The organism is Paenibacillus plantarum (genome assembly GCF_013141695.1).
GTDB lineage: Bacteria > Bacillota > Bacilli > Paenibacillales > NBRC-103111 > Paenibacillus_E > Paenibacillus_E plantarum.
On record NZ_WHNY01000060.1, the window covers coordinates 77,746 to 91,801 of the forward strand.

Annotated in this window: 12 protein-coding genes; 10 read left to right on the forward strand and 2 right to left on the reverse strand. The window is 47.2% G+C overall.

Features of this window, described 5'->3' with window-relative positions:
- Window positions 1-10 precede the first annotated feature (10 nt).
- The 7 genes from GC096_RS18560 to GC096_RS18590 all read left to right on the forward strand — a co-directional run bounded on the left by GC096_RS18560 (window position 11) and on the right by GC096_RS18590 (window position 9,009).
- Window positions 11-3,073 carry an MFS transporter gene (locus GC096_RS18560; protein WP_171632244.1) on the forward strand — a complete coding sequence of 1,021 codons (3,063 nt, stop codon included), beginning with the start codon at window positions 11-13 and terminating at the stop codon, window positions 3,071-3,073.
- A gap of 12 nt (window positions 3,074-3,085) precedes the next feature.
- Complete coding sequence (locus GC096_RS18565; RefSeq protein ID WP_216626174.1) at window positions 3,086-3,523, forward strand: ATP-binding protein; 438 nt, start codon at window positions 3,086-3,088, stop codon at window positions 3,521-3,523.
- Window positions 3,520-3,855, forward strand: a complete 336-nt coding sequence (locus GC096_RS18570; protein ID WP_171632246.1) for an STAS domain-containing protein — start codon at window positions 3,520-3,522, stop codon at window positions 3,853-3,855. The genes GC096_RS18565 and GC096_RS18570 overlap by 4 nt, the downstream gene beginning before the upstream one ends.
- Window positions 3,856-3,891: 36 nt before the next feature.
- Window positions 3,892-5,304 (forward strand): PP2C family protein-serine/threonine phosphatase, encoded by a 1,413-nt coding sequence (locus GC096_RS18575; protein ID WP_171632247.1) that lies wholly within the window; start codon window positions 3,892-3,894, stop codon window positions 5,302-5,304.
- Window positions 5,305-5,433: 129 nt separating this feature from the next.
- Window positions 5,434-6,396 (forward strand): eCIS core domain-containing protein, encoded by a 963-nt coding sequence (locus GC096_RS38755; RefSeq protein WP_171632249.1) that lies wholly within the window; start codon window positions 5,434-5,436, stop codon window positions 6,394-6,396.
- Window positions 6,397-6,439: 43 nt separating this feature from the next.
- Window positions 6,440-8,473: a hypothetical protein gene (locus tag GC096_RS38485; protein WP_216626175.1), complete on the forward strand. Its 2,034-nt coding sequence runs from the start codon at window positions 6,440-6,442 to the stop codon at window positions 8,471-8,473.
- A 14-nt stretch (window positions 8,474-8,487) separates the two neighbouring features.
- Entirely contained in the window at window positions 8,488-9,009 is a 522-nt protein-coding gene (locus GC096_RS18590) for a YbjN domain-containing protein (RefSeq protein WP_171632251.1), read from the forward strand.
- Window positions 9,010-9,083: 74 nt separating this feature from the next.
- Here the strand turns inward: GC096_RS18590 and GC096_RS18595 are convergent, their stop codons facing one another.
- Both GC096_RS18595 and GC096_RS18600 read right to left on the reverse strand, forming a co-directional pair.
- A complete protein-coding gene (locus tag GC096_RS18595; protein WP_171632252.1) occupies window positions 9,084-9,818 on the reverse strand; it encodes a hypothetical protein in 735 nt (244 codons plus the stop codon).
- 414 nt (window positions 9,819-10,232) lie between these two features.
- The gene (locus GC096_RS18600) at window positions 10,233-11,099 is read right to left on the reverse strand and encodes a pentapeptide repeat-containing protein (protein WP_171632254.1); all 867 of its coding nucleotides are present in this window, start codon (window positions 11,097-11,099) and stop codon (window positions 10,233-10,235) included.
- A gap of 127 nt (window positions 11,100-11,226) precedes the next feature.
- Between GC096_RS18600 and GC096_RS18605 the strand changes: the two genes are divergently transcribed.
- The 3 genes from GC096_RS18605 (at window position 11,227) to GC096_RS18615 (ending at window position 14,022) form a co-directional block, all read left to right on the forward strand.
- Window positions 11,227-11,652 (forward strand): GTP pyrophosphokinase, encoded by a 426-nt coding sequence (locus GC096_RS18605; RefSeq protein ID WP_171632256.1) that lies wholly within the window; start codon window positions 11,227-11,229, stop codon window positions 11,650-11,652.
- Between the two features lie 82 nt (window positions 11,653-11,734).
- Window positions 11,735-12,985, forward strand: a complete 1,251-nt coding sequence (locus GC096_RS18610; RefSeq protein WP_171632257.1) for an ATP-binding protein — start codon at window positions 11,735-11,737, stop codon at window positions 12,983-12,985.
- A gap of 509 nt (window positions 12,986-13,494) precedes the next feature.
- Window positions 13,495-14,022, forward strand: coding sequence for a P-loop nucleotide/nucleoside kinase family protein (locus GC096_RS18615; RefSeq protein WP_171632259.1), 528 nt, complete (start codon window positions 13,495-13,497; stop codon window positions 14,020-14,022).
- Window positions 14,023-14,056: the final 34 nt, after the last annotated feature.

The window sequence follows — 14,056 nt, forward strand, 5'->3', positions numbered from 1 at the left end:
ACCTGATGATATGCAAGGAACCTTAAAAGGGTGGATAGGGCTGCGCACAGAAGACAGTCGTAAACTTTGGATGATGCTGCCGATCTTTTACTTTAGCGGAATTGCGGAATCCTTAAATTACACGGCGTTCATGGCACTTTTTAATCAGCGCTTCGGCGTGCAATATTTGCCCTATATTTATATGGTTGAAGCTGCTATCATGCCGCTCGAAGGCTGGCTCCTGGCCAAACTGGCGAACCGACTGCCGAAGGCTAAGATGATGACGACGCTCTATCTCATTATGATGGGACTTCTCTTCTTGAACGGCGTTGTGCTCCTGGGATTTAAGCTAGGCGGCATCGACTATCGATACTACTATCCGATTCTTTTTCTCTCTTCTAACTTTGTTGTAAGACAGCTAACCTTGCTCCTGTGGAGTACAGCGTTTGACTTGTGTCCTACCCAACAGGCGAAGCGACTTATGCCCGTTTTCATTGCTGCTACAACGACAGGTGGTATTACCGCAGGCTTGCTGGCGCATCAACTAGGTAAACTGCTTGGCACGGAAGCCGTGTATGCACTCGCCCCAATTCTCATGGTGTTCGGCTTCGTCTTCTTTCGCAGGGCACTCATGCGGTATTTAGTTCCGCTAACTCTGAAGGAAGATAAGAGACTGAATAGGGCCCAGCCCGTCTCCCGCACTGATGACGAAGAGAAACAGCCAACTTCTGGCTACTATGCGAAGCAGATGCTGCGGAATCCCTTCCTCCTGTGTGCGGTTGCTCTAATGACACTGATGCCGGCTGTTTATTTTATGATGGAGTATCAATATTTCACGGCTGCTGAATATAAGTTCTCTAATGAGGGAGATTTGACCTCGTTTTATGGCTTAATCACAGCGATTCAATTTACGTTCTGCTTATTGCTACAAACGGTATCTACGCGCTTAATGAACTGGTTAGGCGCCAGTAATATATTATTAGGCATCACGATCATCTTCTTCGGCGGCTTTGGCCTTACAGCATTATTCATGAATCAATCGCTCGGATTGGTCATGGTTTCCGGGTCGTATGCGGTGTTTTATATTTTGCTCTACTACATTGCAGAGCCTTGTTATCAGCTTTTCTTCAAAATGATGCCAATCTCCAAACGGGATGGCTATCGTTATTTTGCGCAAGGTGTTGCAGCTTCTGGCGGTATACTTATTGGCTCGCTCTTCTCTATGCTGTACTCGTTTGGTCTCATACAATTGTCGCCTCTGGCTTGGCTTGGTGTGGTGATTGCAGGGATTCTAGTTGTTGTAGCGTGGCTCGGCCGGAATTTGTATATTCGTGAATTGGTCAAAAGCGTTCAATCCCTACATGGGGATTTATCCGAAATTGCGAGCTCTTTTATCGGGGGCATTCGCAGCTCCAAAGCGTTATCGGCTATTCTAGCCTATCTGAAACATCCGAATGATTACGTGCGAGAACTAGCCCTAGAAATTATTGGTAAAGCCAAAGATTCTGCGTTCTTGCCGCATTTGATCCAAATGATTGGGGAAGAGAGCTCGCGGATTCGCATTGCGGTATTACGTGCGATGAACTTGCAGGGTGCCACCATTCAGGACCTCGTGCAAGTCGCATCCTTCTTGGAGGATGAGGATCCAGAAGTTCGCGCGGAGTGCGTGAAATTGATTTCTAAGGCTTCGCATCTGAAAAGTCAGTCCCATTTCTTTATCCGTGTGAAGCTATTGGATACGCATCCGAAGGTTGTGCATGAAGGCGTCAAAGCTTTGTATGCCCTAGAAAGCGAAGAAAGCTACGCGGCTTGCGACGAAGCCATTATCAAAATGCTGGATACCGGCGGCGAATGGGCCGTCTATGGCTGCCATACCGTAGCTGATTTGAAACTGAATACGTATGCTGCTTGGGTCGTTTCGTTACTCGATGAGGAGCGTCCTGCCGTGAAGGCAGCAGCTGCGCATTGTATCGGTAAGCTTCAGCATGTGGAAAGCATCCCCATGATGCTGGGAATGGTGTCCATGGCAGATCAGGAGCTGCGCAAAGCCATTTTGCAAGCTTTTGTGGATATGGGTGATAAAGCACTGCCGATCTTGCTGGAATATAGTCACCATCCGAATCCATTCATTTGGAATGCGGTTGTCACCACACTTGCTGAGCTATTGGATGAGGGCAGACTTCATTCAGAACTTGTTGAGCTATGTGCGCAGCGTCTTCAAGCATCAACCCAAGAACGTACACTGCCTGCTGCGTTAGAGAAGCTTGGTCTGTCGGGCCTATCAGAATTGGCGAAAGAACGATGCGGAGAGCTGCATGAAGCACTCATTGACGGAGCATGGGCAGTCATGGCTAAGCTCGTCGATGAGCGGATCATTATGACGCTGCGCGAAGCCATTCAAGATGAGAACATCGATCTTCGTGAGAACGCGTTAGAGATCCTTGCGGAGGGGCTCGGCGATCGTAAACTGGCCTATGCCTTATTAGACCAGTTGAAGCAACAAGGCGTTACGGATGTCATGGGGGAATTACAACCGCTGGTGCTGGTTCAAGAGGCGACAACATGGTCAGATAACTGGCTCAAGGATATTTCCATCTACGCACTAAGCGCATTGGAGCGTGCAGATATGAAAGAAGAACGTAAATTTTTAACGATGCTGGATAAAGTGATTTTCTTGAAGCAAGTCAGCTTATTCGCGGATTTGTCGGTCGATGAATTAGGATTAATTGCGGGTATTGCGACGGAAGAAGTGCACGAGGATTTAACTTACTTATTGCGCCGGGGAGAATCGAACGCTGCTATGTATCTCCTTATTGAGGGACATGTTGAATTAAGCAATGAGACCGGTGTTGGAGAGACATCGACGATCGGTGTTTTGGGACCTAAACAAGCGGTTGGAGAAACGACTGCGTTAGATGGCTCACCTTCATCGGTTACCGCACAGGTCATTTTTGATGAGGTACGTGTCCTTACTTTGCAAGGGGAGAGTTTGTCTCGCTTAGTGAGGTTATATCCGGAGATCGGGATCGGGATGCTGCACGCATCAAGTGCAAGAGTACGATTGCTTGAGAACATGCTGTTGAAAATGTCGTAGGAGTGATCGTCCTTGGGTATTGAGTCCATCGTATTACGCAACGATTTACAAGAGCTAGAGCGTCTAGCAGCCTTTATCCAAGGCTTATCAGGGTCCTTCGGCATGGATGAGAAGTCTCTGTTTCAAATCAATTTGGTCTGCGATGAGCTCGTAACAAACATTATTCTATACGGCTACCCATCGGCTCAAAATGGGATGCATACGATTCGCCTTGATGTTGGGCAAACCCTCGATGGTTGGGAGCTTTGTCTGAGTGATCAGGGAATTCCTTTTAATCCACTGCTCGAGTCCAGCCCCCGCACCGACCAGAGCATCGAAGAGCGCGGGATCGGGGGGCTGGGTATCCACTTTGTCCGGCAAGTGATGGACGAACTTCGGTATGAGCGTTTGAATGAGGAGAATGTGCTGCTAATGAGAAAAAATCGGATCCAAGAGGAGGGTGTTTCATGACTATTACCGAGCAGGTGCAAGGTGACGTTGTGCTAGTGAGCTTACAGGGCAGATTGGATGGAAATACATCGGCAAGCTTGGAATCGACATTTGCTAAGCTGGTGGAGCAAGGCAATGGCAAGTTCGTATTTAATCTACAAGGGCTTGATTATGTCAGCAGTGCAGGACTAAGAAGCTTGTTATCCGCTGCCAAAATGGTCAAAGTCATTCAGGGAAAGCTAGCGCTGGCCCGTATGAATGAGCAAGTGAAGGAAGTTTTTGATATGTCGGGCTTTAGCAGCATTTTCAAACTGTATGAGACGGAAGACGAAGCAGTTAATGCCATTAAATAAAGGCTAATTACATGACATGCAAAGGAGCTGAGCTGGATGGAGATAGTCGTAGGTGTGCTTGTTGTCCTGTGTCTTGTGGCTGTCATCCAGTTGCAGTTTGGGAATCGAAAGCGGCGAGTAGCAGAGCTGGAGCTTGAGCGGACGATGCAGCTTTTTGATGTAAGCCTGGAAGTGAACTCGACGATTCGCAAACAGGATTTGCTTGTCAAAATCATGGAAACCTCTTCCCGCATCATGAACGCGGAGGCTTCGTCCGTTATTTTGGTCGATGAGGAGAAGGGCGAACTGTTTTTCGATCTTGCACTTGGAGCCAAAGGTGATGAGGTGCGTGAAATCCGCCTCAAGATCGGCGAGGGCATCGCAGGCTGGGTCGCACAGACAGGAAAGTCTGTCAAGATTGACGATGCTGCGCGAGATGAACGCTGGTCGTCCAAGGTCGCGAAACGCGTCGATTATCCAACCCGCAACATGCTCTGTGTTCCTCTCGTCAGCAAAGGGAAGATCATTGGCGTATTGCAGGTGTTGAACAAACGTGGTGATGCACCGTTCACGGATCGAGACTTGCAGTTGCTGGAATCGATCGCTTCGCCAACAGCAGCTTCGCTAGAAAATGCTATGCTGTACGATGCACTCGAGAAGTCGGTACATGCATTGAAAGTTACGACGGCAGCTAAGGAACGCATGGAAAGTGAACTGCGTATCGCAACGGATATTCAGATGGGATTTCTTCCTCGGAAGAGCTTAAGTCTACAGAGTCGTTGCGAGGATGCTGAGGGGCTTACAAGTGCTCAAGCAGAAGCTCAGGCGACGATTCGACCAGCGCGTGAAGTCGGCGGTGACTTCTATGATTATTTTCGAATCGACGAGAATCGTTTGTTTTTCGTGCTGGGTGATGTGTCTGACAAAGGAATTCCAGCTGCTCTATTCATGGCGGTAACCATGACGCTGCTCAAAGGGAAAATGTCCGTGGAGTTGACGCCAGGTGAGTTGCTGACGGCTGTCAATCAAGAGCTGTACAAGGATGATTCGACCATGTTTGCGACAATTTTCTGCGGCGTATTGAACATTGCAACAGGTCAGCTTCTATATAGTGATGGCGGTCATTGTCCGCCTTACATTGTGAGAGCTAGCGGTGAAGTGGAGCTTTTGAAAGGGAAAAAAGGACTCCCTCTTGGTGTTATGGACGACATGTTGTATATGGATAATGAGGTCATGTTAGATCTAGGAGATCGCATAATCGTGTATACGGACGGTATTACGGAGGCTGAAGACCAACTTCAGAACCAATATGGTTTTGTCCGCCTGAAGGAAGTATTGGTAAGGGAGCAGGCAAGTAAGCCTGAACAATTACTTAGTCAAATAGTGCAGGATGTGGATCTGTTCGCAGATGGCGCCGTGCAATCCGATGATATTGCTGTGCTCATTATAGATCGCAATTCGCTCAAATAGTAAACTCCGCTTCATAGCGTTGTGATATAGTTAATTGACAGACATTTTGCACAGATGAACGGACATATAGAAGTGCAAATCAGGATTGAACGAATGCTTCCATCAAAAGCTCGCTAGGAGGGTTATGCCATGCAAAAATCCCATATTAACCGGCAACCAGATTCTTCTTTGCATACGAATCAGAAAAGTAATAAAACAAACACTTCTGCCTCATCTGATCTGATGAACATTCAACGTGCTATCGGCAATCGCGCTGTGGGCAATATGTTGAATATTCAGACCAAAATGACGGTTGGTCCAGCTGGTGATGCATACGAGCAAGAAGCGGATCAAATGGGGAAACAAGCGGCGGACCATATTGCTGCTTCGGAGAGCAGCGGCACTTCAAAACCAGATGTTCAGCGCTCAGAAGGCGGGGAGTCAGAAGATGAGGAACTGCAGATGAAGCCATCATCAGAGTCGATTCAACGCTCAGAAGGCGGGGAGTCAGAAGATGAGGAGTTGCAGATGAAGCCATCATCAGAGTCGATCCAGCGTTCAGAGGGTGGGGAGTCGGAAGATGAGGAGCTGCAAATGAAGCCATCATCAGAGTCGATTCAACGCTCAGAAGGCGGGGAATCTGAGGATGAGGAGCTGCAAATGAAGCCATCATCAGAGTCGATTCAGCGCTCAGAGGGTGGGGAGTCGGAGGATGAGGAACTGCAGATGAAGCCATCATCAGAGTCGATCCAGCGTTCAGAGGGTGGGGAGTCAGAGGATGAGGAACTGCAGATGAAGTCATCGTCCGAAGGCGGTTTTGAAGCTGGTGAAGGGATTGAATCGCAGATTAAGGCGAAACAAGGCAGCGGCAGCAAAATGGATTCAAGCATTCAAGCGAAGATGGAGTCAGCGTTCAAAACTGATTTCAGCAACGTAAATATACATAATGATTCAGAGTCATCGAAGATTAATCGATCTTTAGGCGCAGAAGCTTTTGCTACGGGAAATGATGTGTTCTTCAGGGAAGGCCGATACAATCCAGATTCACGCGAGGGGCAAGAACTGCTTGGTCATGAATTAACGCATGTTGTTCAACAACGAGGCGGTAAGTAAAGCAAAATAATAAGAATTTATAACATGAAGGAGCTAGGTAGAGATGCCCCAAGGAAAACAAGGCCTAACCAAACCAGTGAGCCCCTCGCATCAGCAACAGCAGCCATCGCTATCGGGCCAGACAAGTACGAGTGCCGCGCAATTGTCACCTATGGGGACAAACATCTTTATGCAGATGCAGCGTACGGTTGGTAACCGTGCTACACAAGCTTACGCGAATCAGGTCATTCAGCGTAATCCCAATCAAACACAAACACCATTGCCCACCGTGCTACCGCCAGTAGCCTTCCACCGCCGCAGGGCAGGGACTGGCACACCACCATTGCCTACAGTACAAACGCCAGCGCCAACACAAACGGGAACTGTTCAGACACCAGCTCCAACACAAACGGGGACTGTTCAGACACCAGCTCCAACACAAACGGGAACTGTTCAGACACCAGCTCCAACACAAACGGGAACTGTTCAGACACCAGCTCCAACACAAACGGGAACTGTTCAAACACCAGCGCCAACACAAACGGGAACTGTTCAGACACCAGCTCCAACACAAACGGGAACTGTTCAAACACCAGCGCCGACACAAACGGGAACTGTTCAAACACCAGCGCCAACTGTGCTTGTGCCTACAGTACCATCTGCCTCTACCATGCATCCTACTGGCGACGATACCAAGGATAATGCAGACATGACAGCTGGGGTTGGCGGAACGTTCTCCGACAGCTTCGGGAAACGTTCCGATGATTTGAAAGAATCTTATGATAAGACGAAGGATGCTGGGACTGCGCAGCAGTCAGCTACGATGGGCGCAGTAGCATCTACGGCAGATCTTGTAAGCGGGCCTTTCCAGATCATGAGTGCCATTAGAGAAACGCTCTCTGTTTCTGGTGATGCGAACCGAACGGGTCATAACAAACGTTGGCAGTATGCAGGCACAGGATCGTCTATGATCGAATCAGGCGGTAAAATGGTCAGTGGCTCGGCTGGTTTAGTCGATAAAGCAGCCAAATCAACAGGGAAAGAAAATGGGGTCGGTGGTTCTTCCTCCGTCAGTGATTATGCGGGTACCGTAGCCGAAGCGATCTCCGCAGTTAAAAATACGATTATGGCCGTTAAAGGCATTTATGATATGTACAGTAAGGCCTCCGAAAATGGCGGGCTCGATAAAGGTGAGAAAGCAAGAGGGACGCTCGAGATCATTAGTAATGCGATCCAAGCTGCACAATCGGGTATCAAAGTGGCGAAAGGCATCATGGAGATCATGGAGACAAGCACAGCTAGCTTGACTGCTGTTATACCAGGCGTCAGCATTGCCGTAAGCGGTGTGAAAATTGCCATCAAAACGGTTGATGTGATCAAAGCTGGTATAAATCGCAGCTCGATGACGACGATGAAACGTGATTTCAAAGGTAAAGCAGAGTATGCCGATATTCTCAAAGAAAAACGTTGGTACACGCGCAATGCCGGTGTCGACAAAGCGAAGCTAGCTACGAAAAAGGCGCAGTTGAACGCTGATATTGCGTCCGGTGATCCAGCGAAAGTAGCAGCAGCCAATCAGCAACTCGATGAAATCGCTCAATATGAATTAGCGAAAGAAATGAAAAATATTAACGTGAAGCGAACAGACCGAGGCGCTATTCAAATCGGGCTTGAGCTTACGAAGATCGCTGCTGATATCGCGACGCTTACTGGGGTAGGGGCTCAAGTCGGTACGCCGCTGAAAATCGTTGCGACAGGTATTGGCGCAGCTATGCCAATTGCCAGAACATTGAAGCAAGCTGGGCGTGATCGCGCATCGAAAGCAGGCGCATGGGGAATTACTAAGGCAGTCTTTAACGCGGATAAATCAACCGAGAAGAAGCTGGAAAAACGTGCGCATGACACAGATCTTATCTTTGATATGTTTGCGAAGCTCCCTGTCTACGATGAAGCGGACCAAGCATGCGTAGCGCGATACAGACAAGTAGAGAGCTTTGTAGAGGCAGCTGGCGTTAGCATTCAAGCTCTGTATAAGTTCGAGAGCGATCCAGCTAAGCTGAAGGGCGCCATTGTTGAAGCAATGGGCAAGAGAGAATAGGAGATTGAACCGATATGTTGACTGAGCTTGTACATGCGCGTCATTTGGCGCAATTAGGGCAATTGAAAGAGATTTTGGATGAAGCAGAGCTCGCCACGAATTTATTAGAGAAATCCGAATCGATTCCACTGCATGTACTAATGGCAGGGTTTCAAGAGGATAGCCAAGGAAGGGATCGTTTCCTTCACTTTAGCTTTTTACCGTTAAATGATGAGGATATTGTCGCAATTCAACTTCTACAGATCTACAGTACACTGCCGTTTCATCTGCAAGCAGATGCACGTGAAGGTGTAGCCGCGCTCTTGCTCGAAATTAATACACGGTTGCCAATTGGTCACTTTGGCGTGAATGAGGAAGGCGAGATCCACTATCGTTATGTGTATAGCCTATCGGCTTCACGCACGTTCGAAAGTGATGAAGTGTTAGAGATTCTTACCTTGTTCGTATACATGTGTGATATGTTTGCAAACCACATTGAGCAGGTTGCCAGCGGTGAAGCGAAGGCAGAGCAGGTCATTCAAGCGTTACGATCATAAGGAAATGTGATAAAGCCTCCAAACCCACTCGTTGTGGTGTTGGAGGCTTTATCATTTCCTCGGAAATATTCGACTTATTTCACCTTGTTTTGCAAGAGTTCAATGAACTGTTTACCTGCATCTCCCATTTGACCGCCTGCAGGACGATTGCCGCCACCGAAGCCACCATTTTGGCCTCCGCCACCAGCATTGCCGCGCTCGCCTGCGCCATTCGGTTTTTGTCCTCCGGCTTGCTGGCCACTACCAGCCCCATCCGTGGCGTTTGCTTTAGGCGTAGCTGAAGCATCTGGCGTTTGAGCTTTGCCGGCATCGCCGCCGGAGCCACCATTTCGATTGCCTTGTCCCTGGCCGTTTTGCCCAGCATTACCTTGTCCGTTCGGCCCTCCGTTGCCACCGTTACCACGGTTACTCATACGTGTTTCTGCATCCGTTAGGAAGGTCTTCTGAGCATCTGTCAAATTGGCCAGCAGCTTGGTTTTATTGTCGTCGCTGAGCTCGGTCTTCGTGACGATATCCTGAGCGACTGGCAGCATGGCTTGCGCTTGCTCCTTCGTGATGGTCAATCCATCGGATTTATCCATCATGTTCAGCATTTGAAACGTGCTAAAAAGCTGTCTCTGTGCTGGATCCATCGCAGGGCGATTTTGTTGGTTATTCTGTTGGCCATTCCCATTCCCTGCGGCCTTCTCCGTTTGCTGCCCAGGCTGAGTGGTGCTGGCTGCAGCGGTTGGTGTGTCAGATTGATTCCCGCATCCAGCTAGAAGAATGGGGATCAGGATGCATATGCCTGCTAATTTTTTAATACTCATACGTGTATGTATCACTCCTATTAGTTTTGTCTACGTTGTCATTGTACGATAGCAATATGAAAGAATAGCGAATAAATGCTGAAAGCCAGCTTAAAATTAGTGATTAAAATGCCCTAAAGGGGCAGCGAATACTGTTTGGCGAATGGTCAAAGACCTCTCTAGGGCGGCAGATTGAATGTCTAAAGCCTCATGGGAAGAGCTAACTGTAAAACATACAGTTAAATTTCACCATTCTAACCAGTAGGAAGGATTAGATGGAAAACCTGTAGTTAATTCCTTTGTATTCGGCCATTTATGTAAATGTAGCTTGAATTAGCTTCATAAAATCCAGTTATTCTCCAATATGCGCTTAAAATCGCAAAATTACATGGAGTTTTTCCATCTAACTCCACAGGACGCTCCCACACCATGTAGCTACTCACTACTGAAGTATGCAGGTCGTGTTAAGTGCGCAGGCAGCTTCGTATGCTTATCGCCTTTGGCGGCGTTCACTTGAAATTGGGTAAGAAACAGACTGTCGCTCAAATCGGCCCCGCGAAGGTCGGTGTCCCGGAGATCAGCACCGATGAGATCTGCTTTGCGCAGGTCGGCACCTCGCAGATCAGCTGCTATCAAATAGGCGCCTCGTAGATTGCTGGCCCGGAGATCAGCACCTTTCAAATTCGCACCGATCAGATCGGCACCTCTGCCATAAGCTTTTCGACGTCCTTTGGGGAGTTCTTGGCGTGCCGCTTCGCGCACGTGTTCGCTCGTTTGAAGGAGCAACACATTCACGGCAGCTCGATGTGCAGCAACGTCCAGCGTGGTCAGGCTATCGGGATTGAGGTTCGTCAGTCGTTCCGTTTCAGCGAGCAAGGCGCTCAGTTCCCCATGAATCTCATCAGTCGATGACAAGGTTAAGGCATCCGTCAAATACCAGAGCAGCTCATGAAGCTGGCGCATGAGAGGGAATACCTCAAACATTTGCTTCGCAGTGTCTGGTTCTTTTCGCCAGTCTTGACCGCCGAAAGTGATCTGCGAAACCTTCTGTCCCGCACCGAAGCAGTCGTATACGGTACATCCTCGAAAGCCAATCTGACGGAGCTGGGTATGAACACCACAACGAAAGTCGGTTTGCAGGTTCGTACAGGGCTGTCCAGCATCCTTATCGTTAGCGAAATCAGTTGAAGCTGCGTAGGGCAGCGCCACACAACATAAACCAAAGCAGTTCTCGCAGTCTCCTTGCATATGTAGGCGTTTACCGGCCGTTGTTATTTCTGAAAAGTTTTCATTCTCTAGCATCAGTGAGGATCTCCTTGTTTCGTTATCATTTTTACATTATACAATGCGACAGCCATATGCAAAAGCAGGGACTTATGCTATAACTGGTGAAAAAGCTATTTCACGAACAAGGTGAGAGGTGACATTCATGAGCACATTAACGAAAGCCATTTTAATCGCAGCAAAGGCCCATGATGGTCAGGTAGACAAAGGGGGCAGCCCTTACATTTTACACCCCATTCGTTTGGCTAGCAGGGCCAAATCAACGGAAGAATCCATCGTTGCTGTTTTACATGATGTCGTGGAGGATTCGGATTTCACCCTATTTGATTTGAAAAAAGAAGGCTTTAGTCTAACTATCCTTGAAGCGCTAGATTGCCTTACTAGAAGGCCGAATGAAACGTATGAGGGATTTATCAAGAGGATCAAGGTAAACCCACTAGCGACGGTTGTGAAGCTTCTGGACTTAGAAGATAATTGTGACCTCGGCCGAATTGAACACCCAACCCGACAAGACTATGAACGAATTGATAAGTACAAAAAAGCGATAGCTGAATTGAAATATGGAAGCTGACACCTGAGTGTCAGTTTTTTTTGTCGAAAAAGACTTGAAGAGAGAGGACATCAATCGACATACGAAATGAGCTTTTTGCAATATGATAAGTGTATGCGTACAAGCTGACTATATGAAGAAAGGGTTGATCGCCATGAACAACATAAAAATATCCTCAAAAGGTATCGAAAAAGCGCTTCGTAAGTTTGATTATTTGCAAGCTATTGCCGAATATATTTGGAACGGTTTCGACGCTGAGGCTACGGCGGTAGACATAACCCTTCATAAAAACATACTAGACGGCGTGGATCAAATCGTCATTGCAGATAACGGCTATGGCATTAAACTGAAAGATTTAGAAGGAAAGTTTACGCCTTTCTATGAATCTGAGAAGAGTGTGGATCCTGATAAACGAGGAAGAACGACTTCGGCCATGCATGGGAAAAATGGGATAGGTCGCTTAACCTTTCATCATTTTGCTTCGGAAGCGATTTGGCAAACCACGTACGAGGATGGTCTCCTGCTCAAAAATACGTATAAGATTCATATTCAAGCGAAACAATTGGATACCTATCATGTCACCAAGCCTGATTTAACAGATAAGGATAGAGGGACGACCGTCACGTTTAACAATATCGTCAAGGAGTTCGTGGTTGAGGACTTTTTGGCATTTTTGAGCAGAGAATTCGGATGGTTCTTAGAACTGCACGCGGACAAGCCTTACACGATTCGTATTGATGGTGAGCCACTGGACTATGCTAGCTTGATTGCGGAGAAGGAAACCTTCACATCCGTGCATCCGATGTCGCAGACGAAATTTCGAATTACATATATTCGTTGGGAAGATCGCATGAATCATGAATATTCCAAGTTGTACTTTATCGACTCGAAGTTGAAAGAGCAGCATAAACAGCCCACAACGTTTAACAATAAAGGGGATTCCTTTTATCATAGTCTCTATATTCAGAGTAAATTGTTTGATCAGTTTGATTTCAGTAGTGAGGAGTTGAGTGGACAGCAGTCATTTACGTTCGGTGCGAGTCGCAAAAGTGATGCTTTTCAATTCTTATTGGAAGAGCTGGGCACGTTCATTAGTGAGAAAAGGGAGCCCTATCTGCGGAAATTATCCGATGCTGTCATCAAGGAATTCGCGGAAGCAAAGGCGTTTCCGACGTTCACTGGTGATCCTGAGGCGGCGAGTCGTAGGGATGAGCTCGAAGCTGCGATTCGTGAGTTATGCCATGCGGAACCCAAGGTATTTGCACGATTGAATCCGGAACAGAAGAAAGTGCTTGCGCACTTGATCCACGCTGTAGGGGCGGAGGAACGACAATGGTTGATGGCAGCTCTATGAGATATAATGAGTGGAGACAAGTTAATCTTGGAAGGAGTCCCTACAATGAATATTGAAGAAGTGAAGCGAATTAGTGATGTGTCTAAAAAGGAGCGTTGGCCCTACCCGCGCACGTTTCAAGCGCTATTGGATGCAGGTGTGACGTCCTATCGAAAATAAGGTTGTACAGCTAAGCTGCGTCCACACAGGGCGTGGCTTTTTCATATTGAGCAACTAACTGGATTTTCTCCATCTATTTTCACAATTATCACGATATTTGGTGAATTAAATGTGTTTTCTACAGTTATTTTTCATTAAAATGACCGATTGTCCATGATTGTTATAAAATAACTACATATTTTCCATCAAATTCCGATAATCAGTTGGATTCGAGGAATTTAGCTGTAGGTTATACAGTTAAACTCTACTCTGGAGCTACAGGATTATCCATTTTCATCACGAATACGTGGAGATGGCAATTTTTAAGGGAGAACGAGAGACTCATTATGCTTGCAAAAGGGGTGTTAACCATGCAAACTGTCTATCTGGTATCTGGACCAGCAGGGGTGGGGAAATCTACGACTTCACGTGCGTTGGCCAAAGCTTTGCCAAACTCCGCATATATTTCAGGTGATGCTGTCAGTCATATGCACGTGAATGGTCGTGAGAAACCATGGGAAAGTCGGTCCGAGTTATCACTGATTTGGCAAAACATTTGGCGGCTTACTTCTAATTTTATTGCACATGGTGTAGATGTGGTCGTCGATTATGTGACATTTCCTGAAGAGGCAAAGTGGCTTCACAAGCAATTAATAGCATTAAATACTAATGTTGTTTATGTTGTATTGTGGACAGACAAAGCGACGCTTCTGCAAAGGGATCAAACGAGATTACCCCAGCATCAAATGGGCGAACGTTGCCTAATTCTCATTGATGAATTTGAAAATTCTGGATTAGAACCGAGGCATGTTAAGGATACAAGCTCACACCAAATTGAGAACTTGAATGAGATCGTAGATGACATTCGGAGTAATGACAGCTATAGGTTGAAATCGTAATGACGAGGAAATTGAGTAAAGGAGTCCAATAATG

What these genes read in the sequence shown, in the direction of transcription:
- GC096_RS18560 (WP_171632244.1), top strand. Translation starts at nt 11, where the DNA reads ATGCAAGGAACCTTAAAAGGGTGGATAGGGCTGCGCACAGAAGACAGT.
- GC096_RS18570 (WP_171632246.1), top strand. Translation starts at nt 3,520, where the DNA reads ATGACTATTACCGAGCAGGTGCAAGGTGACGTTGTGCTAGTGAGCTTA.
- GC096_RS18575 (WP_171632247.1), top strand. Translation starts at nt 3,892, where the DNA reads ATGGAGATAGTCGTAGGTGTGCTTGTTGTCCTGTGTCTTGTGGCTGTC.
- GC096_RS38755 (WP_171632249.1), top strand. Translation starts at nt 5,434, where the DNA reads ATGCAAAAATCCCATATTAACCGGCAACCAGATTCTTCTTTGCATACG.
- GC096_RS38485 (WP_216626175.1), top strand. Translation starts at nt 6,440, where the DNA reads ATGCCCCAAGGAAAACAAGGCCTAACCAAACCAGTGAGCCCCTCGCAT.
- GC096_RS18590 (WP_171632251.1), top strand. Translation starts at nt 8,488, where the DNA reads ATGTTGACTGAGCTTGTACATGCGCGTCATTTGGCGCAATTAGGGCAA.
- GC096_RS18595 (WP_171632252.1), bottom strand. Translation starts at nt 9,818, where the DNA reads ATGAGTATTAAAAAATTAGCAGGCATATGCATCCTGATCCCCATTCTT.
- GC096_RS18600 (WP_171632254.1), bottom strand. Translation starts at nt 11,099, where the DNA reads ATGCTAGAGAATGAAAACTTTTCAGAAATAACAACGGCCGGTAAACGC.
- GC096_RS18605 (WP_171632256.1), top strand. Translation starts at nt 11,227, where the DNA reads ATGAGCACATTAACGAAAGCCATTTTAATCGCAGCAAAGGCCCATGAT.
- GC096_RS18610 (WP_171632257.1), top strand. Translation starts at nt 11,735, where the DNA reads ATGATAAGTGTATGCGTACAAGCTGACTATATGAAGAAAGGGTTGATC.
- GC096_RS18615 (WP_171632259.1), top strand. Translation starts at nt 13,495, where the DNA reads ATGCAAACTGTCTATCTGGTATCTGGACCAGCAGGGGTGGGGAAATCT.